This is a genomic window from Halanaerobium saccharolyticum subsp. saccharolyticum DSM 6643, from assembly GCF_000350165.1.
GTDB classification, from domain to species: domain Bacteria; phylum Bacillota; class Halanaerobiia; order Halanaerobiales; family Halanaerobiaceae; genus Halanaerobium; species Halanaerobium saccharolyticum.
Genome location: NZ_CAUI01000005.1, coordinates 578218 through 594018, shown reverse-complemented (window position 1 = coordinate 594018; position 15801 = coordinate 578218). Strand labels below are relative to the sequence as shown.

12 protein-coding genes and 1 other annotated feature are annotated in these 15801 nt (G+C 33.9%); all 12 genes read right to left on the bottom strand.

Annotated features, from left to right (window positions below; all coding sequences use genetic code 11):
* Nucleotides 1–23 precede the first annotated feature (23 nt).
* The 12 genes from fabD to HSACCH_RS03150 all read right to left on the bottom strand — a co-directional run bounded on the left by fabD (nucleotide 24) and on the right by HSACCH_RS03150 (nucleotide 15672).
* Nucleotides 24–953 (bottom strand): ACP S-malonyltransferase, encoded by a 930-nt coding sequence (gene fabD / locus HSACCH_RS03205; RefSeq protein ID WP_005487797.1) that lies wholly within the window; start codon nucleotides 951–953, stop codon nucleotides 24–26.
* Between the two features lie 21 nt (nucleotides 954–974).
* Nucleotides 975–1964, bottom strand: coding sequence for a beta-ketoacyl-ACP synthase III (locus HSACCH_RS03200; RefSeq protein ID WP_005487796.1), 990 nt, complete (start codon nucleotides 1962–1964; stop codon nucleotides 975–977).
* Nucleotides 1965–2104: 140 nt separating this feature from the next.
* A complete protein-coding gene (locus HSACCH_RS03195) occupies nucleotides 2105–2710 on the bottom strand; it encodes a P-loop NTPase family protein (RefSeq protein WP_005487795.1) in 606 nt (201 codons plus the stop codon).
* A 143-nt stretch (nucleotides 2711–2853) separates the two neighbouring features.
* Nucleotides 2854–3432 (bottom strand): MogA/MoaB family molybdenum cofactor biosynthesis protein, encoded by a 579-nt coding sequence (locus HSACCH_RS03190; RefSeq protein ID WP_005487790.1) that lies wholly within the window; start codon nucleotides 3430–3432, stop codon nucleotides 2854–2856.
* Complete coding sequence (gene moaC / locus HSACCH_RS03185; protein WP_005487789.1) at nucleotides 3416–3895, bottom strand: cyclic pyranopterin monophosphate synthase MoaC; 480 nt, start codon at nucleotides 3893–3895, stop codon at nucleotides 3416–3418. The genes HSACCH_RS03190 and moaC overlap by 17 nt, the downstream gene beginning before the upstream one ends.
* A gap of 2 nt (nucleotides 3896–3897) precedes the next feature.
* Nucleotides 3898–4857 (bottom strand): GTP 3',8-cyclase MoaA, encoded by a 960-nt coding sequence (moaA, locus tag HSACCH_RS03180; protein ID WP_005487788.1) that lies wholly within the window; start codon nucleotides 4855–4857, stop codon nucleotides 3898–3900.
* Nucleotides 4858–4871: 14 nt separating this feature from the next.
* Entirely contained in the window at nucleotides 4872–6785 is a 1914-nt protein-coding gene (locus HSACCH_RS03175; RefSeq protein WP_005487787.1) for a molybdopterin biosynthesis protein, read from the bottom strand.
* 33 nt (nucleotides 6786–6818) lie between these two features.
* On the bottom strand, nucleotides 6819–8072 hold the full coding sequence (locus HSACCH_RS03170; RefSeq protein WP_005487786.1) for a molybdopterin molybdotransferase MoeA: 1254 nt from the start codon (nucleotides 8070–8072) through the stop codon (nucleotides 6819–6821).
* Between the two features lie 94 nt (nucleotides 8073–8166).
* Nucleotides 8167–9546 carry an SLC13 family permease gene (locus HSACCH_RS03165; RefSeq protein WP_005487784.1) on the bottom strand — a complete coding sequence of 460 codons (1380 nt, stop codon included), beginning with the start codon at nucleotides 9544–9546 and terminating at the stop codon, nucleotides 8167–8169.
* Between the two features lie 184 nt (nucleotides 9547–9730).
* The gene (locus HSACCH_RS03160; RefSeq protein ID WP_005487783.1) at nucleotides 9731–12385 is read right to left on the bottom strand and encodes a valine--tRNA ligase; all 2655 of its coding nucleotides are present in this window, start codon (nucleotides 12383–12385) and stop codon (nucleotides 9731–9733) included.
* Between the two features lie 90 nt (nucleotides 12386–12475).
* Nucleotides 12476–12730: a binding site (T-box leader), on the bottom strand.
* Between the two features lie 108 nt (nucleotides 12731–12838).
* The gene (locus HSACCH_RS03155) at nucleotides 12839–14299 is read right to left on the bottom strand and encodes a M16 family metallopeptidase (protein WP_005487781.1); all 1461 of its coding nucleotides are present in this window, start codon (nucleotides 14297–14299) and stop codon (nucleotides 12839–12841) included.
* Entirely contained in the window at nucleotides 14296–15672 is a 1377-nt protein-coding gene (locus tag HSACCH_RS03150) for a M16 family metallopeptidase (RefSeq protein ID WP_005487780.1), read from the bottom strand. Before HSACCH_RS03150 ends, HSACCH_RS03155 begins: the two co-directional genes overlap by 4 nt.
* Nucleotides 15673–15801: the final 129 nt, after the last annotated feature.

Sequence of the window (15801 nt, the reverse complement as noted above, 5' to 3'; positions counted from 1 at the left end):
TTAAATTTCAAAGCTATTGCGGTCTATTTCAATTTTTTCAATGTTTTGTTTAAACTTTTTTCGTCTTCAACATTATAAGCATTAAGTGAACGGTCAATTCTTCGCATTAACCCTTTAAGAACACGTCCCGGGCCAACTTCAACATAATCTTCGTAACCATCTTCTTTAAAACGCTCAATACTTTCTGCCCAGCGGACACTATTGTTCAGCTGTTTGATTAAAGCAGATTTGATTTCACTACTTTCCTTTACATAATCTGCTGTAACATTAGCAATTAAAGGAATTTGAGCATCTTTAAAATCGATTGCTTCAATAGTATTTTTAAGATCTTCTTTTGCTGGCTCCATTAGTGGTGAATGAAAAGCTCCACTTACAGAAAGAGATATTACTTTTTTGGCACCAGCTTCTGCCAGCAGTTCCTCAGCTGCACTCACTGCTTCAACTTCTCCAGAAATAACTACCTGACCGGGAGAGTTGTAGTTTGCAACTGTGACAATACCGTCAATTTTTTCTAAAACAGCTTCAACATCTTGATCAGCCATACCTATAACAGCTGCCATAGTTCCTTTTCCTTCTGGATCAGCCTGATCCATTAGCTCACCTCTACGACGAACTAATTTTAAACCATCTGCAAAAGAAAGAACTCCTGCCGCATAAAGAGCAGAATATTCGCCTAAACTATGACCGGCTGCTGCTGCAGGTGTAATCCCATTTTCCGCCAGTACTGCTTTAACCATTGCACTTACTGTATAAATAGCAGGTTGAGTATTTTTAGTATTATTCAAATCTTCTTCTGGACCATTGAAAATCATATCTTTTAAATCAAAATCCATTATTTGATCTGCTTTATCTAAAACTTCTTTTGCTGCCTCATAATTTTCATATAATTCTTTTCCCATTCCAACATACTGTGAACCCTGTCCTGAAAACATAAAAACTAAGTTATCACTCATTTGAAAGCCTCCAGTTAAATATTATTTTAAGTCATTCCATTCTATAACAGCTGAAGCCCAGGTTAACCCTGCACCAAAAGCTACTAAAACAATCTTATCTCCATTATTAACTAATCCTTTTTCTTTAGCTTCAGCTAAAGCAATTGGAACTGAAGCCGCTGATGTATTACCATATTCAGGTAAGTTAACATATACCTGGTCATCATCTAATTTTAATCTTTTAGCTGCCGCTCCAATGATTCTAGTATTTGCTTGGTGAGGTACTAATAAATTTACATCTTCTTTTTTAACCCCAGCCTTTTTTAGAACCTTTAGTGAAGCTTTACCCATTGTTTTAACTGCAAATTTAAACACAGGGGTACCTTCCATTTTCAGAAAATGACCCTTATTATCAATACTCTCATGTGAAGCGGGAGTTCTTGATCCACCAGCAGGTTGATATAAAGTATCAGCACCTGAACCATCTGCTCCTAAATCAGTAGCCAGAAATCCTCCTTTATCAGCAGCAGAAATCACAGCTGCGCCTGCACCATCTCCAAATAAGACACAGGTACCTCTGTCTTCCCAATCTAAAATTTTAGATAAAACTTCTGCACCGATTACAAGTACATTGTCATACATACCTGATTCAATAAAGTTAACAGCGGTGCTTAAACCATAAACAAAACCTGAACAGCCCGCTCCTAAATCAAATGCTGCTGCATTTTTAGCTCCCAGTTTTTCCTGAACAATACAGGATGTTGCTGGAAACATCATATCTGGTGTAATTGTTGCTACAATAATTAAATCTAAATCTTCAGCCTCAAGCCCTGCATCCTCTAAAGCATCTTTTGCAGCTTCATAAGCTAAATCGGATGTTGCCTGATCTTCAGAAGCAATTCTTCTCTTTTCTATTCCTGTTCTCGTTTTTATCCACTCATCACTTGTATCTACTATTTTTTCTAAATCATGATTTGTCATTACTTTGTCTGGAAGATATTTTCCCAGACCTGTTATAGTTGCTCTTCGCAAAATTTTCACCTTCCTTAGTTGGTCTATATAAATTTATATCACTTTTTCGACTCTTAGTCAAGTTTTTCAAAAAAAAAGAAAAGAGATTATTTTTGAAAATATCTCCCTTCTTCTATTTTTTTAATTAAATATATAATCGACTAAAATAGTCCCAACTGACATTTTGTGATCTTTACATCTTGTTCTTTTACAACTTTGCCAAATTGAGGAACTGATATTTTGAGCAGTTCTGCTATTAAATGTGCCTGATAACAGGTCAGCTTATCTGATTGAATAGTAAATGGTATGTCACCAAGTTTACCAGCTGAAAGTAAAGTGTTGGTATTTATTTTGATATTAGCTCTGTTTTTAACCATCTTAGCTGAATCTTTTTCGGCTTCATCTTTATTGTTTAAATAGAAAATAAGGTCAGGATTTAAAAAGTTTATTATTGTATTACCTTCTATAAATAATCTTTCTATGTCATCATCTAAAAGATTTCGGGCTAACTGATAAGCAGTTGGTAGTTCGGCTGCCGGGCTTTCTAAAAGCATTACTTTATCTGCACCATGATCTACCACTCTTGCTGTGTCAGTTCCTGCTTTATTTATAATTCTAGGATCATTAATCACCTTATATTGATCAAGATCATTGTTAACTGATGTTTTAATCACCGCAGTTTTAGAACAGCTGTCTTTTAACATTAAGGAAATTAAAGTTGTCTTGCCAGCCTTGCCCGAAGACGCACTGACTCCTATCATTTCCATTATTATTCCTCCTTATAACAAAAATTCGTTACATAATTTTATGTAAGCTATTAAAATTTAAATCATTTACAATTAAATATTAAGTCATCTGTTGATAAAAATCAAATTATAAAGAACTAATTTTAGTGAAAATTAGTTTTTTATTAATGATTATGATTGTGACTATGATTATGATTATGATTATGATTGTGATTGTGACTATGATTATGATTAGGCTGATGTTCAGTAATTTCCCCTTTTAGAATTTTTACTCCATGGGGAATAATATCAATTACTGACTCCAGACATTCACCAACAGCTTTTGGGCTGCCGGGAAAGTTGATGATTAGAGTTTTTTTTCTAATCCCAGCCCTAGCTCTTGATAAAGCAGCTTTTGGGGTAATAGCCATTGTTTCAGCTCTGATTTTTTCTGGAATTCCAGGCACCTCTTTCTCTATAATTTCTAAGGTAGCCTCAGGTGTAATATCGCGTGCTGCAAAGCCAGTGCCACCAGTTGTTAAAATTAAATCTGCAATATTTTGATCAGAGATTTTAATTAAAGCTTTTTTTATTTCTGACTTTTCATCAGCAATAATATCCTCATAAACAACACTAGAACCTATATTTTCTATCATTTCTTTAATTAGAGGACCACTTAAATCTTTTCTTGCTCCTCGAGCTCCCTTATCACTAATAGTTAAAACAGCTGTCCTTATTTTAAAATTATTATTCTTTTCGTTCATAAATCCCACTCTTTCCACCGGCTTTATAGATTAATTTAATACTGCCAATCTCCATTGATTTATCAACTGCTTTGACCATATCATAAATTGTGAGAGCAGCTAAATTCACAGCTGTCAATGCTTCCATTTCAACACCAGTCTGACCACTATTTTTTACTTCCGATTTTATTTTAATTTTATCTTGATATTCAAGGTCAAATTCAACTTTTATGCTGCTTAGAAGCAGCGGATGACACATTGGAATTAAATTCGAAGTTTTTTTGGCACCAGTTATCCCTGCAATTCTTGCAGTTTCAATCACAGCCCCTTTTTTTATATTTCCTGCTTTTATTAATTTTAAAGTTTCAGGCTGCATTTTTATTTCTCCCACAGCTCTTGCAGTCCGCTTAGTTATTTCTTTTTTTGAAACATCTACCATCTGTACTTTACCATTTTGATCTACATGAGAAAATTCTTTTCCCATTTTTAGCCTCCAATCTGCGACATGTTTCTCAGATAATTTTGTTTTTTAAAATCAAGCTGATGACAGGCAGGTTTTAGCTCAATTGCTTTTAAATATGCTGATTCTATTTTACTGCTGCTCATCCCCTTAATTTTTATTTCCTGTTCCCCCGCCAGACAGGGTTTAAATTTAGCATCGGCAGTTAAACGCAGTCGGTTACAGCTGCTGCAAAAATGTTCACTTAAAGCTGAAATAAAACCAATAGTACCAGCTGCTCCTTTAATTTTAAAGTATTCAGCAGGACCATTTCCTTTAGTAAAGGCTGGATAAAGTTTATATTTTTCTGCTATTAAGGCTTTAATCTCTCTGCTGCTGATAAATTTTGCAGCTTCTGCCTCTCCTCCAAGCGGCATATATTCGATAAATCTAAGTTGAAGTTCTTTTTTTATACTTAAGTCTACAAAATCTAATAACTCATCATCATTAATTCCCTTCATAACGACCATATTTATTTTAACAGGTTTTAGTTCAGCTGCTGCTGCAGCTTCTATACCTGCTAAAACTTTTGGCAGAAAATCGCGCCTTGTTATTTTTTTGAATTTTTCCCTATCTAGAGTATCAAGACTGATATTTATACGATCCAGGCCTGCCTTTTTTAAGGACTCTGCTTTTGAACTAAGCAATACTGCATTAGAGGTCATTGAAAGATCTTCTAAGCCCAAACTGCTGAGTTTTGAAACAAGAAATTCGACATTTTCCCTGACTAAAGGTTCACCACCTGTCAGTCTAACTTTTTTGATACCCATTTTAATCCCTGTTTTTACAATTTTGATTATTTCTTCATAAGTTAAGATTTCGGAATGTTTTTTGTTTTTTACTCCTTCTGCAGGCATACAGTAGCGGCAGCGAAGGTTACAGCGATCAGTTATTGAAATTCTTAAATAATCTATTTTTCTTCCAAATTGATCAATTAATTTCTGCATTTTATTGCCTCCAATTATAATTGCAGTTTTTTAATATTTCCTGTTTCTTGACAATTATAGCCGCCTAAATTTTCTATTTTAGATTTAATTTTATTTTCACTGATCAGTTTAATTAATTTATTTATTCTTGGATCATCTATATTTTCTGCTTTAATTATTAAATCATATTTTTCTTCTGCTAGCGGCAGAAAATCAACATCCATTACTTCAGCTGCTGCTCTGATACCTAAAGCTGCATCTGCAGAGCCTCTACCAACAGCTGCTGCTGCCGCAATATGAGTGTATTCTTCTTTTTCATAACCTGAAATTTGATTAGTTTCAATCTCATTTTGACTAAGTAAAAAATCAAATAGAACTCTAGTACCTGCTCCCCGCTGTCTGTTGATATAATTGATATTATTTTGAGTTAGATCATCAATATTTGCTATATTTTTTGGATTACCTTTTTTAAGATATAGACCCTGTTCTCTATAAACTAAATTAACTACTAGTAATTTCTGGCCTTTAAAAAATTTTCTCAAATAGGAAACATTATATTCGCCATTTTCTGGATCTAGCAGATGTGCTCCTGCTAAATGAGATTCCCCTCGCCTTAAAGCTGTAAGCCCTGCCATTGATCCAACTGTCTGCAATTTTAAATCAAAATTATAATTTCTTTTACGAATTTCATTTCTAATTAAATCTAAACTTAAATCATGACTGCCAATTAAAAGCAGATCATTTTTAATTCTATTTTTTTCCTTCAAAAGAATAACAGGTGCCCTATCTCCAGGGTGAAGTCCCTCTTTGTTTTCTGATATTCTCATTATTCCATCCGCTTTTAGTATTGACTCCATTGCTGAAGAACCTCTTTTTAAAGGTACTGCCGTAAATTTATTTTCAGCCTGATTAATCAAATTAACTCTTAAAAATTCTTCTAAACCAATCTCTGAAGAAACTTTTCTTTTGACTTCAGCTTCAATTTGCTTAAAATTAGGTGCTGATTCAGCCTGCATTAAATAAACTAATTCTCTAATAAATAAATGGTTATCAAGCCAGGCTGATAATGGATAACCAGGTAAACCAAAAACCGGAATCCCCTTTACTTCAGCTGCTATTAATGGTTTCCCGGGCATGATATTTACACCATGAAATAATATTTTACCCTGTTTTTTCAAAATATCAATTGTATAATCGCCCCTGCCAGCTGAAGATCCAGATAAAACAATTACCATATCACTTGCTTTAACTGATTCAACAACAGCTTTTTCAATTAATTCTTTTTGATCTGCTATAATCTCTGTTACCCTAATTTCTGCTCCCCATTTTTTTAAAGCCGCTTTTACCATCTGTGAATTAAATTCTACCAATTCTCCTATTTTAGGGTTTTCTGATGCATTAACTAGCTCATCCCCAGTTGGAATTATTGTTATTAATGGTTTTTGATAAACTTCTATTTCTGTTACTCCTGCCTCTAAAAGAGCTGCCAGATCATAATCACTGAGCTTATGGGAGGCTGTAACTAACAGATTACCTTTAACTGTACTTTCACCAATCGAACGAATATGATTCCAGGGAGGTACAGCTTTTTCTATAGTATAATGATTTTCATCAGTCTGATTTACCTCTTCAATCTTTATAACTGCATTAAACTGCTCAGGGATTGGATCACCTGTATCAACAGCTTGTGCTTCACTACCAATTTCAAGCTGAATTGGTGCCCTCTCACTGGCGCCTGCAGTTTTTTGAGCTTCTACTGCAATTCCATCCATAGCTGCTGCATAAAAGTCTGGAGCTGAGCGTTTGGCCATTACAGCATTAACTGTAACTCTACCCTCGGCATCTACAGTTTTTATTTTTTCACTTTCAGTTCTAAAATCTTTGAAACGATCTTTTAATTTTTTAAGTGCATCAGTTAGTGAAATCTTATTTAAATATTTTTTGACCATAGTCTATTTCCTTTCTGTTATATATATTTAAATTCACTCGATTAAAGTTAATTCTACAATTTCTCCTTTGTCTTTACCCTCTTGATTTCTGGGTATTTTAAGCATTGCATCACCATAAGCCAAATTGGTAATTAAACTTGATTTAGCAAGTAATGGTTCTGCAAATAGTTTGTCATTTTTTTTGACTATTTTAACAGGTATATATTCTTCTCTTCCCTTATCTGAAACTAAATTTCTGGTTAATTTTGCTTTAATTAAATATTTTTGATTTTCACTGCCAATTTCAGCTGCTTCTTTTGCTCCATTTAAAACTCTTACTATTTCTGCAGCTAAAATATTATTTACAGTCCAGGCTGAGGCTGGATGGCCCGGTAAACCAAGAACTATTGTTCTTTCGATTACTGCTAAAATTGTTGGTTTGCCTGGTTTGATTGTCAGCCCATGTAATAATACTCCAGGTTCTCCCAAAGAATTAAGCAGCTCAATTGTCATATCTTTAATTCCAACTGAGCTTCCACCTGAAATTAAAACTAAATCTTGATCAAGCTCCTTTTGTAAAGCCTCTTTTAAACTATTAAATTCATCTTTAATTATCCCTACTTTTTTTGCATCTCCTCCGATTTTATTTAAATAGGAAGTTATAGAATAACTATTAATATCTCTAATCTGACCAGCTTTTGCTTCTGCTTCTGCTGAAATTAGTTCATCACCGGTTGAAATAACTGAAATTTTTGCTTTGTTAAATACTTTAAATTCTGTAATCCCTAAACCAGCTAAGGCACCGATATCTCTGGCCATTATTTTATGGCCCTTTTTAAAAAGTAATTCTCCTTGAGCAATATCTTCTGCTTTTTTAACAATGTTTTCTCCAGCAGCCAGTGATTTAAAACTTTCAATAATATTTTCTTCAATCTTTTCTGTATCCTCAATCATTAACACAGCATCTGCCTCTTTTGGAATCATTCCTCCAGTCGGAATAGCTGCTGCCTGACCAGCTTTTAATTTAAGTTCAGTATTTTTACCTATCTCTACGCTTCCAATTAGATCTAAATAAGTGGGCATAGAAGCTGATGCACCAGCCGTATCAGCAGCTCTAACTGCATAGCCATCGACAGTTGAACGGCTAAATGGCGGTAGATTAACCGGAGAAAAAATATCTTCTGCTAGAATTCTATCTAAAGCATTATCCAGCTTTATATTTTCGGTTCTTAAATTTTTGTTTTTTAAAAAATGTTTTAGCTGCTGCCAGAATTTTTCGGGTGGATTTAATTCTAAGAACTCTCTCATATTTAAATTTTCATTCCTTCCAATTATTCAATAATATCTTAAAAGTTTAAAAATCATATTTTAAATAGCAATTTATAAATTCCTTAAACTATTCTTAAATTAGTGAAGTAACCTGCCACCACAATGCCTGAAATAAAACTACGATTATTATTACAGCTGTTAGCGGCAAACCAAATTTAATCACAGTTTTATTATCATACATTCCATTATTTTCTCCAATTCCAACTAAAATATTTAAGTGGTGAAAAGGAAAAACATAATGAAGTGCTATTGATGAATAAGCCATTAGAGCAGGTACTAAAGGATTAATTCCATAACCTTCAGCAAAAATAATAAATGCAGGAATTGCAATTCCCATAACAGCTATAACACTTCCCAAAAACATATGCATAGTTATTGATATTAAAACTATCATTAAAGCAAAAATAAAAATATTTGCTGGAAGTTCAGCCGGTAAAATTACAGAAGCAATCCAGGAATTCATACCTGTACTACTACCAATTCTTCCAATGGCAACTGCAGCTGTCAGAAAAAATAAGATACCAATGGGAACATTTGCCCAGTCTTTAGCTTCTAATACATCTCCCACCAAAGGCATTCCCATTAAAGCAGCAATTATAAGTGTTATCCAGCCCAAGTCAATACCATGGAATGAATCCGTTGTCCAAAAAATTATTGCAGTGGTTATCCAAAATATCATCCTTATTTCCTTACTGGAAAAGCTGCCTAATTCTTTTAGTTTTTTTGATATTTCTTCTTTATTAATATTAACTTCCTTTTCTGGTTTAAATATTTTTAAAAATAGGAGCAGAGTCAAAATAGATGCCAGTAAAGCTGGAACTCCCATCTGATAAAGCCAGCCCAACCAGCTTAAACTCTCCCCAGACATTTCTACAGCTAAAATATTTATTGTGCTATCTCCTGTCATAAAAATCATTGACACAGGTACTGAAAAAGCAAAAACTGCAAAGCCAATTTTGGCTCCATCATTTTTTGAAAGTGATGCACTATCTATTACTACAGCCATTACTGACATTATCAAAAAAGATCTCGGCCAGGGATGAGGAATAATTAAACTTAAAATTAATGTTAAAAAGAAAATTGAAAAAATTATGCTTTTATAGGAATTAACAAATTTTAAAATAAAATTATAAGCAATTCTTTCCCCTAAACCAGAGGATTTAACAGCAGAAGCAATTAAATAGGCGCCGATAATAATATAGATTAAAGAAGATGACCAGAGCGAAAACACTGCTTCTGGATCAGCAATATCAAAAACCAGCAGTGATGATAAAAACAAAGCAGAGATATAACCTGGGTGTGCCACTTTAGAAGCCCAAAAAAGAACGGTCATTAGACTTAAAGCTAAAGTTCGCTGACCTGCTTCAGGTAAAGAAGGCAGTTCCAAATTCCAAATAACTGCTGCTAATAATATGCCCAGGACAAAAAGTATTTCATTTTTATATTTTTTCAACTACTCCACTCCTAGTAAAATCAAAGTTAGATTTGTTAGAAAATTAAGTATTTTACCTTTATAAAATATATTCTAGATATCAACTTTAAATCCTCTTTTAATATTGAAGAAAAGCGATATTATTGTTCACCACATCTATAGATAGAAAAAAGACCGACAAATGCCGGCCTTTTGACTTCTAAATTTATTTAGCTAATTCTTTTTTTCGTTCAATCAACTTTTCTTTCTTTTCTTTATATTCTTTAAGTTTTTCTTTTTCACCTTCAACTAAATCTGCTGGAGCATTATTAACAAAGCCTTCATTATTTAGTTTACCTTCGGCTCTTTTAATCTCAAATTCCATTTCTTCTATTTCTTTTTCCATTCTTTCTATCTCTTTATCCAGATCAATCATTCCCTCAAGCGGCAGTATAACCTCAACCTCTTTAACAATTGAAGTTGAAACTTTATCTGGACGATCCAGATCATCACTTCCGATTGTTAATTCTTTGATCCTGGCTAGGTTCTCTATATATTCTCTACCCTCTTTCAAAATATCAATTTTAGCATCTGGTGCAGCAAAAATTGCTTTTATTCGCCGGCCTGGATTAACCTTCATTTCATTTCTGATATTTCTTACTGATTTAATAACACTCATTACCAGCTCCATTTTTTCTTCAGCCTCAGCGTCTAAACTACTTTCTTCTTTGGCTGGATACTGAGCCCTCATAATGGTTCCTTCTGTTCCAGGCAGTTTCTGCCAGATCTCTTCTGTGATAAAAGGCATTACAGGGTGTAATAATCTAAGCAGACTCTCTAAAGTATTAAGTGCATAGTACTGAGCAGTTAATTTTGCCTGAGGGTCTTGATCCTGATATAATCTTGCTTTTAGAAGTTCAATATACCAGTCACAAAATTCATTCCAAATGAAATCATAGAGGGAGTTTGACATTTCACCAAAATTATACTTTTCTAATGCTTCATCAATTTCTCCTGCTACTGTATTTAGACGGCTCTGCATCCAGTTGTCAGCAAGTGTTGGTTTAAGATCCTGCTCCTCAACATCAGCTAGATCGAAGTCCTCTAAATTCATCAGCACAAAACGGGAGGCATTCCAGATCTTGTTGGCGAAATTGCGGCTGGCCTCAAGTCTTTCTTCTCTAAAACGCATATCATTACCAGGTGTATTACCTGTAATTAAGGTAAAGCGCAGTGCATCGGCTCCAAATTGATCTATAATATCTAGAGGATCAATTCCATTACCCAAGGATTTACTCATCTTTCTTCCCTGAGCATCACGAATCAAACCGTGGATGTAGATATCTGAAAAAGGTTTTTCATCCTGGAATTTAAGTCCCATAAAGATCATCCGGGCCACCCAGAAGAAAATAATATCTCTACCTGTTACTAAAACATCAGTCGGATAAAAACTTTCCAGATCATCTGTGTCTTCCGGCCAGCCTAAAGTTGAAAATGGCCAGAGTGCAGATGAAAACCAGGTATCTAATACGTCTTCATCCTGACGCAGGTTGCTGCTGCCGCAGTTAGGACAGCTTTCAGGTTCTTCCTTGCTAACTATTACCTCATCACAGTCATTACAGTAATAAACTGGAATCCGGTGGCCCCACCAGAGCTGACGGGAAATACACCAGTCGCGGATGTTGTTCATCCAGTTCATATAGACTTTAGAGAAGCGGTCAGGCACAAAGTTAATGTCACTCTCTTCTACTGCCTCAATCGCTGGTTCTGCCAGCGGCTGCATCTTAACAAACCACTGTTTTGAAATTAAGGGTTCAATTACTGTATCACAGCGGTAGCATTCTCCAACATTATGCATGTGGTCTTCAATTTTTACCAAGAGACCTTCTTTTTCAAGATCTTCAATTACCTTTTTTCGGGCTTGATAGCGGTCGAGACCGGCATAAGCTTCTCCAGCTGCTTCTGTCATCTGAGCGTCTTCATCAATAACTTCTACAATCTCTAAATCATTACGGCGTCCGATTTCAAAGTCATTCGGGTCATGAGCCGGAGTAACTTTAACCATTCCTGTTCCAAATTCACTATCTACATATTCATCAGCTATAATTTCAATTTCTCTATTAACTAGTGGTACAATCACCTTTTCGCCAACCAGATCTTTGTAGCGCTCATCAGATGGATGAACTGCAATTGCAGTATCTCCAAGCATTGTTTCCGGTCTGGTGGTAGCGATAGTAATATATCCTTCTCGATCTTTATATGGATATTTGTAATGATAAAACTTACCTTCTGTTTCCTGATGCTCAACCTCAATATCACTTAGAGTTGTGTGGCAGCTTGGACACCAGTTAACAATATAGTCTCCCTGATAAATTAATCCTTCCTCATATAATTTGATAAAAACTTCTTCTACAGCATCTGAGCAGCCCTCATCAAGGGTAAATCTTTCACGTGACCAGTCACAGGAAGAACCCATTTTTTTAAGTTGATTTGTAATTCTAGTTCCATATTCTTCTTTCCATTCCCAGGCTTTTTCTAAGAATTCATTTCTTGTAATATCTTCTTTTTCAATTCCTTCATCCCGTAGTTTATCTACAACCTTAACCTCAGTTGCAATACTTGCGTGATCAGTACCAGGCAGCCATAAAGAACGATAACCCTGCATTCTCTTCCAGCGGGTTAAAATATCCTGTAAGGTGTTATCTAAAGCATGTCCCATATGTAATTGGCCTGTAATATTTGGGGGCGGCATTACAATACTAAAAGTCCCCTTCTCATCTTCTATTTCTTCTCTTGGTGCAAAATAATTGTTTTCCAGCCAGTAATCATACCATTTATCTTCACTTTTAGCTGGATCATAAGTTTTTTCTAAATTTTCCACATTAATTCCCTCCGTTGTCACCAACTCTTCATTTTATAACAGATTTTGAGTTAGTATTATTTTTTAAAAATAAAAAAGCTCCTCCATCCAGTTAAGGACGAAAGAGCATTAAATTCGCGGTACCACCTTAGTTCTCCTTGTTAATCCAAGAAGCTCTCATTTTTTAACGACTGCTTTGCCGTTACTGATTACTTAAACAAAATAAAATTAAGAAATTCAATATTTTAGTTCACCAGTAAAACTCAGAGACGACTTCATTTTCTTTAACTGCCGGAATCTTTCAGCCGCTGGACTCCGTTCTCTTTCAGCTGCAGGAAAATTACTACTTCTCATCTTAGTTTTTAATTATTCAGCTATCGTTATTATAATATCTTATTAAGCGGTCTTCTGTCAAGAATTAAAATCTCCAAAACTTATTTTACACTATGAATCCAGCAATCAAAAATATATTAATTAATTATTAATTAATTCAAACTCTATCCCAGCCTCTTTAAACTGAGGGGTTATTTTTTCTGCTGGCCCAACTATAACAGTGAATATAATCTCTGGATACAGTTCTTCTGCAAAAATCTTCTGTACTTCAGAAGCTTCAAGCCCATTATACTGTTTGATAAAATCATTTAGATAGTTCTCTGAGTTATTATTATATTCTTTTTGATAAACTATTTCATTTAAGACATCGATCTGATGCTGATATGCCTTGGGAAAAATTGCATTATATAAATTGATATTTTCAAATAGTTCCTGCTCTTTAAAAGGTTGATCCCCTGTTTTTATTTTTTTCACTTCTTCTTTAACCGCTTTCATTCCCAGCAGAGCTTTTTGGGGCTCCAGGCTTAAATTAATATAATAAGCGCCCCCAAAATCATGATATTGAGTCTGAGCGTTAATTCCATAGACATAACCTTTGTCACTGCGCAAATTTTCCATCAGGCGGCTGTTAAATGAACCACCACCAAAAATTCTATTCCCCATCATAAAAGGAATTCTTTTAGGAAATTTACTGCTGTAGAAATTATATCCCATTCTCATATTGGCCTGGGTTGCATCAGTTTTATTGACAACTATAATTTTTTGATGCAATTTCGGCTGAACATTTACGTATTTTTCACTAAATTCTTTTTTACTATTTCTCCAATCAGAAAAATTATTTTGTAGTTCTTTTTTTATTTCTTCTAATTTGAAATCTCCACTGATAGCAATGACAATGTCTTCTGGATTAACAAGCTGTTGATAATAATTATTTACTTCTTTTGAATTAACTTGGTCCAAAAAATCAAGAATTAAATTGTAATTATAATTATAACCATAAGGGTGTTCTCCATATAAATTTTTGAAAAAATACATATTTAAAAGCGAAGAATCATTATAAAACTGCTGTTTATAAAACTGCTTTGATTCATTAACAGTTCTCTCAAAATGCTTTCCTTCAAATTTAGGTCTTCTCAACACTTCATTTAAGAGTGAGATAAGTTTAGTGCTTTCAGTTTTAAGAGAGTTACCCCGAATAGAGATCCGATCAGAGCCGACACTTAAATTTAAGGATAAAGCATTGAGTTCCTTAAAAAGTGAAAGTTCTCTTTCAGTATAGTTTTCTGTTGCTAAAAGCATAGTCTCTGTCATTAAAGATGTTATGCCTGCATTATTTTTATTTTCGTTAATTTTACCACCTTCAATGTATCCCTGTACTTCAAAAATTGGCAGGCTTTTGTCCTGAGCTAAATAAAATTTCATTCCATTATCTAATTTAAAAAGCTGATAGTCGGGCACTTCAATCTCAGGTTTTTTGTTGACTACATCTGCCAGCTCTCTAAAAAATTCTGGACTAAAATTTTGATTTTGAGCAGCCGTACTTAAAGTTAATAAAAATAAGATAATTAATGTGTAAAAGATAATTTTATTTACTTTTTTCACTGTTGAGCACCGCCTTTATTTTCAGGTAAAATATAGCCTTTTGTCCGCTGACTATTATTAAAATATTTTTGAGCAACTTGAACAACATCTTCTTTATTTAAATTATTAAGATACTCAATTTTAGCTTCAATTAGATCCGGTCTATTAAAACGCAGTTCGTTTAGGGCATAATTAGAAGCGGCTGAATTAATGTTTTTTTGAGAGAATATTAATGATTTTTGATAATGTTTTTTTACTATTTCAAATTCTTGAGCAGTTATTCCTTCTTCAAAAATTTTCTGCAGCTCTTTATCAAAAGCCTGCTGAGCCTTTTCTACCAGATTCTGGTTTGAAGGAATAAAATAAATTAAGGCAAAAGATTCTGTGCGCAGTGGATACATAAAAGCACCACTATTTAAAATAATCCCAGCTTCTTTTTGCAATTTTTCTTTTAGACGTGAACTCTGATTATTTGCCAGTATATCAAGAAAAATTTCTAAGGCAGTGAGGTCTAAATTATCAGCTGCTGGTATTTTGTAAAGCTGAAGAGCATAAGGAATATTTGTGTTTAAATGAACTGTATGGGTTTTCTCAGCCAGCTGCTCTGGCAGCTCAAATTCTCTACGCTTTAACTTCTGTGGCTGATAATCAGCATAATATTTTTCAGCAAATTTTTTTACCTGTTTTACTTCCGCATCACCACTGACAACAACTAATGCATTATTAGGAGAATAATAACGCTGATAGTAACTTTTTAATTCTGATGTGGAAATACTATTAATATCATCCATCCAACCTATAACGTTATGCTCTAAATAACTATCTTGAAAAGCATGTGCTTTAATTTCTTCAAAACCGCGAGCAAATATATTATTTTCTGTTCTCATTCTTCTTTCTTGTTTAATAACTTCACGTTCTCTGTTAATTTCCTGATCATTGAATCTTAAATTATGCATTCTATCTGATTCTAAAGCCATTACCAGCTCCAAGGTAGAAGATGGCACTTCATGATAGTAATAAGTATAATCAAAACTTGTAGCAGCATTGAGCTGACCACCAACCGATGAAATCAAATCATCAATTTCACCATCAGGAACATTTTTTGTTCCTAAAAACATCAGGTGCTCTAAAAAATGAGAAATCCCAGTTTGGCCATCCTTTTCGTCTATGGAACCTACATTATAATAAATTGAATACTTGATTAGAGGAATTGAATGATCAGGAAAAACCATAAACTCTAAACCATTATCCAGTTTAAAACTCTGATATTCTGGCTGTTCTAATTGTATTTCTGCTGAAGTTGATACTGAAAAAATTAAAGTTATTACTATAATGGGGATTAAAATTAATAGTTTTTTATTTATTGGCATTAATTTATTTAGATTTTTATTCAATTTTATCTACCTCCTTTAAATATGTTAAAGCCTTAGCTAGGTCTTTTGGGTAATTTAGGTTAAAAAATAATTTTTCTAAATCAAAATTTCTTTTTAGTAATTCCTCACTGATCACCTTTTTACTGCTAT